General features: G+C 69.4%; 3 protein-coding genes. 1 reads left to right on the forward strand and 2 read right to left on the reverse strand.

The window, feature by feature from the left end; translation table 11 throughout:
• Both ACESL5_RS09280 and ACESL5_RS09285 read right to left on the reverse strand, forming a co-directional pair.
• Positions 1-2,996: efflux RND transporter permease subunit (locus ACESL5_RS09280; RefSeq protein WP_372592500.1), on the reverse strand; the 2,996-nt coding region annotated here is incomplete at its 3' end.
• On the reverse strand, positions 2,993-4,102 hold the full coding sequence (locus tag ACESL5_RS09285) for an efflux RND transporter periplasmic adaptor subunit (protein WP_372592501.1): 1,110 nt from the start codon (positions 4,100-4,102) through the stop codon (positions 2,993-2,995). The genes ACESL5_RS09280 and ACESL5_RS09285, both read right to left, overlap by 4 nt.
• Before the next feature lie 45 nt (positions 4,103-4,147).
• Between ACESL5_RS09285 and ACESL5_RS09290 the strand changes: the two genes are divergently transcribed.
• A partial coding sequence (locus ACESL5_RS09290) for a cryptochrome/photolyase family protein (RefSeq protein WP_372592502.1) occupies positions 4,148-5,215 on the forward strand: 1,068 nt, incomplete at its 3' end.

Genomic DNA, 5,215 nt, shown 5'->3' on the forward strand with positions numbered 1-5,215 from the left:
CCGCCGATCAGGGTGACGGCCAGCGGTCCCCAGAAGGTGGAGGTGGTCAGGGGCACGAAGGCGAGCACGGCGGCGAGCGCGGTGAGCACCACGGGCCGCGCACGGCGGATGGTCGCCTCAATCACCGCCGTGTGCCGGTCGTCGCCGGCGCGGCGATTCTCGTCGATCTGCCCGACGAGTATCAGGGTGTTGCGCATGAGTATCCCGGCCAGCCCGATCAGCCCCAGCAGGGCGACGAAGCCGAACGGCTTGCCGAACAGCGCCAGCGCGCCGGCGGCCCCGATCAGCCCCAGCGGCGCGGTCAGCAGCACCATGAACAGCCCGGGGAAGGAGCGCATGTTGAGCATGATCAGGGTGAGCATCAGGATCACCATCAGCGGCATCACCGCCTTGAGCGAGTCCTGCGCCCGCCCGGACTGCTCGACCGTACCGCCGATCTCGAGCCGGTAGCCTTCTGGAAGGCTCTCGCGGATATCGGCCAGGTCCGCCCAGCTGGCGAAGGTGGCGTCCGGCGGCTGCGCGCCGCGGATCTCGGCGTTGACGTTGATGTACGGGGTCTGGTTGCGGCGCTTGAACACCGGCAGCTCGTGTTCGACCACCACGTCGCCGAGTTGGGCCAGCGGTACGGTCCGCCCCGACCCCGTGCGTATCGGCAGGGTCTCGAGACTGGCCGGGTCACGGGCGACGTCCGGCTCGCCCATCACCACCACGTCGATGCCGCGGATGTCCTCGCGCAGTTGCGTGGCGATCTGTCCGTTGATCAGCCCGGCAAGCTGCTCCTGCACGCCAGCGGGCGTGAGCCCCAGCTGGGCCAGCCGGGCGGGATCGAGCTCGACATGCAGGCCGGGCATGGCGTCGCCCCATTCCAGATGCGGGTCGACCAGGTGCGGATTCTCCCCCATCACCGCCCGGACCCGTTCGCCGATCGCCACCAGCCGCTCGACGTCCGGTCCCATGACGCGGAACTGCACCGGCCACACCACTGGCGGGCCGTAGAGCAACGGATGCGGGCGCACGCGAGCCTCGGGGAAGGCCCCGTCGGCGATCATCGCCTCCATCCGTTCGCGCAGGGCCTCGCGCGCCTCGGCATCCTCGGCCACGGCGATGATCTTGGCGAAGCCCGGGTCGGGCAGTTCGGGGTTGAGCGCGAGGAAGAAACGCGGCGCACCGCGCCCGATGTAGGTCGACAGCGATTCCAGTGCCGGGTCGTCTTCGATCGACGCGGCCACCCGTTCGGCCACCCGGCGGGTGGCCTCCACCGAACTCCCCTCCGGCAGCTGGATGTCGATCAGGAGCTCCGGGCGGTCGGAACTGGGGAAGAACTGCTTGGCCACGCCCTTGCCCATCAGCACCGCCGAGGCGGCGAACAGGATCAGCGTCGCGCCAACTACCCACCAGCGATGACGCACGCAGCCGGTGACCACCCCCCGCAGGGCCCGGTAGGGGCGCGAGTCGTACATTCCACCGGGATGTGGCTCAACTTTCGGCAACAGCTTCACGCCCAGGTAGGGCGTGAACACCACGGCCACGAACCACGAGGCAATCAGCGAGATGCCCAGGATCCAGAAGATGTTGCCGGCGTACTCGCCGACATTGGACTGGGCGAAACCGATGGGCACGAAACCGACCACGGTAATCAGCGTGCCAACCAGCATGGGCATGGCGGTGACCGTCCAGGCGTGGGCGGCGGCGGCCACGCGGTCGGCACCCTCCTCGAGCTTCACCAGCATCATCTCGATGGCGATGATCGCGTCGTCGACGAGAAGCCCGAGCGAGAGGATCAGCGCGCCCAGGGTGATGCGGTCGAGGTTCTTGCCGGTGATCTGCATGACCACGAAGGTCATCGCCAGCGTCAGCGGCACCGCGAACGCGACCACGAGGCCGGCACGCAGCCCCAGCGCGAGAAAGCCCACCAGCATCACCACGCCCAGGGCGAGCAAGAACTTGACCTGGAAGGTGTCCACGGCCAGGCGAATGGCATCGGCCTGGTTGGTCACCTTCTCCAGCCGCACGCCCTCGGGCAGGTCGCCGACGATGCGTTCCTCGAAGGCCGTCAGTCGCTCGCCGAGTTTCAGGCCGTTGGTGTTGGCCGACATGATCACGCCCACCATCAGGGCCCGCTCTCCGTTGTTCTCCACGACGAAGGCGGGTGGGTCGGCCAGACCGCGGACCACCTCGGCGACGTCAGAGATCCTCAGCACCCGGTCGCCGACGACCAGCGGGGTCGCGCCGATCCGCTCGATCGCCTGCGTGCCGCCGCCGTCAAGCCCCGGGCCGACGCGGACATAGAGGCGGGGACCGTCGGTCTCGATTCGCCCGCGTGCGGTCATCCGGTTTTGCCCGGCGATGGCCGCGGCCACCGCGTCGAACTCCAGGCCCAGCGACTGGATGCGTGCCGGGTCGAGGCGGATCTCTACACGGTCGGCCTGCTCGCCGATCAAGTGCGCTTTGGCCACGCCGTCGACCCGCAGGGCCTCGCGACGCAACGTCTCGCCGGCACGCACCAGCTCGCGCTGTTCCACCCCGGGCGCGGTCAGGGCATAGAGGGTGAAATAGACGTCCGTGAAATCGTCGTTGAAGTAGGGCCCGGCCACGCCCGGGGGCAGCTCGACCTCGGCATCGGAGAGGTGCTTGCGCACCTGGTAGAAGACGTCGGGGACTTCCTCGGGCGGGGTGAATTCCTCGAAGTTGATCCGCAGATACACCGAGCCGGGTCGGGCCACGGTCTCGACGAAATCGAAGTACGGTACGTCGCCCAGTGCCCGCTCGAGCGGCTCGCCGACCTGCTCCTGCATCTCGCGGGCGGTCGCTCCCTCCCAGTGGGCCTCGGCAAGCATCACCTTGAGCGTGAAGACCGGGTCTTCGGCCCGGCCCAGCGAGACGAAGGCATACAGCCCGGCGGCCGCCACCAAGAGGATGAGGTAGAGGGTGATCGCCCGCTCGCGGACCGCCAGCGCGGACAGGTTGAAGCGGCCCGTGGCGCCCTCCCCGCTCAAGGGCGCTCTCCGTCGGCCGCGCCGGCAGCCAGCTCCCCGGCGTTGCGAGGCCGCACGCTCTGGCCGTCATGCAGCCGATTGACGCCGACGGCCACCACGGGGGTTCCCTCGGGCAACTCGGTCTCGATCACCGCGTAGGATTCCTCGATCGCCCGGACGATGACCTCGACGGCATGAACCCGGTCGCCCTCGACGCGGTAGACCTGCGGATTACGGTCACGGGCGAACAGGGCCCCGACGGGCACCTGCCGCACGGAGCGCTCGCCGGCGAATTCCAGGCGGGCCGTCTGCCCGATCTCCCACGGCCGATCGCGATCGGCCGCCGGTTCGAGGCGGTAGCGCGCGGCGAAGGTGCGGCTGGCAGGGTCGGCTGCGCCGGCGACCGAATCGATCCGTGCCTCCATTTCGACGGCGTCCGCCTCCAGCCACGCCACGGCCGTATCGGGAAGCCCGGAGAGACGCCGCTCGGGAACGGCCACCTCCACCAGCCGACCCTCGTCGGCCGCCAGCCGGAGTACAGGCTGCCCGGCGGCGACCACGTCACCGACATCCGCGAGCAACTCGACCATCACCCCGGTGAAGGGCGCGGGCAGCTCGGCGTAATCGAGCGCGTTGCGAGCCTCGCTCAGGCGGGCCTCGGCGCTGGCAACCTGCGACTCGGCCGCCTGTTGCCTCGAAACCGCCTGGTCCAGCGCCTGTCGACTGGCGACCGTGCGCTCAAACAGATCACGGGTGCGATCGAGCTCCTGCCGGGCCAGGGTCGCCTCGGCACGCGCCTGGTCCCGCTCGGAGCGCGCGGAATCCACGCGGGCGCGCAGGTCACGGGCATCCAGGCGGGCCAGCGGCTCGCCGGCCTCGACCCGCTGGCCACGGCGCACCAGCCGTTCGCTGATCCGTCCACCGACCTGAAACCCCGCCGTCGCGCTCGTCTCGGCCACCACCTCGCCGACCAGCGCGGGGCGATCCGCCACTCCGGCGCGCAGTGGGGCGACCAGCACCACCGGCACGTCGGCCGTGCTCTCGTCCGCGGCGGCATTCACCGGCAGGACGAGTGCGAGACCCAGAAGGGCGATCCAGGCCACAAAAATCGCGTGAACGTTTGCCATACTCACCGCGTTTCCCTCACTGCATCCATCTCGCACCATCATTCCATGTCCGCCGATACCGTCATCGTCTGGTTCCGCCAGGATCTGCGTCTCGCCGACAACCCGGCGCTGGATGCCGCGTTGGCGTTTGCAAACATCATACCCGTGTACATCCTACCGCCCGAGAATCCGGGGGAGGGGCGTGACGGCTTTCTTCGCGGAGGCGCCAGCCGCTGGTGGCTGCATCAGAGCCTCTCGGCGCTCGACCGCGATCTTCGCGGGAAGGGAAGCCGCCTGATCGTCCGCCGTGGTGAGCCGGCCGCGGCACTGGCCCGACTCGCCGCCGAGTCCGGCGCCACGGCCGTGCAGTGGAACCGACGACTCGAGCCGGCCGGCATCGCGACCGACCGAGCGGTAAAGCAAGCGCTGCGCGACGAGGGCCTGTCCGTGCGGTCGTTCGCCGGCAACTACCTGCACGAGCCGTGGAACGTGCTCAACAAGCAGGGCGCGCCCTACAGGGTGTTCACGCCCTACTGGAAGGCGCTGCTCGCCGAGGGCATCGACCTGCCGGTCCTGCCCGAGCCCGACCGACTGCCCCCGGTGGACGAGGCCATTGATGGCGAGACAATCGACTCCCTCGGGCTACTGCCTCGGCTTGACTGGGCCGACGGCTTTTCCGAGTGGTGGACACCCGGCGAGGTCGGCGCCTGGGATCGTTTCGAGTCCTTTGTCGACGAGGTTTCCCGCTACCACGAGACCCGCAACCGGCTCGACCTGGATGGCACCTCGCGGCTGTCGCCGCACCTGCACTTCGGCGAGATCTCCCCGCGCCAGGTCGTCGCCCGGGTTCGGAGCGAATACCCGGATGCCCTCGACGACAAGGGGCCGGAGCACTTCCTGCGCGAGGTCGGCTGGCGCGAGTTCGGCGCAAACCTGCTCTACCACTTCCCGCAGACGAAAACCGACAACCTCGACGCGCGTTTCGACCACCTGCCCTGGCGCAACGATCCCGATCACATCGCCGCCTGGCAACGCGGCGAGACCGGCATCCCGGTAGTCGACGCGGCCATGCGGGCGCTCTGGGCCACCGGCTGGATGCACAACCGCGCCCGGATGATCGTCGCGTCCTTCCTG

This window comes from Guyparkeria sp., from assembly GCF_041687595.1.
Lineage (GTDB): Bacteria > Pseudomonadota > Gammaproteobacteria > Halothiobacillales > Halothiobacillaceae > Guyparkeria.

Excerpts from the sequence above, each read along its gene's own strand:
- ACESL5_RS09285 (WP_372592501.1), bottom strand. The coding sequence starts at position 4,102 with ATGGCAAACGTTCACGCGATTTTTGTGGCCTGGATCGCCCTTCTGGGT.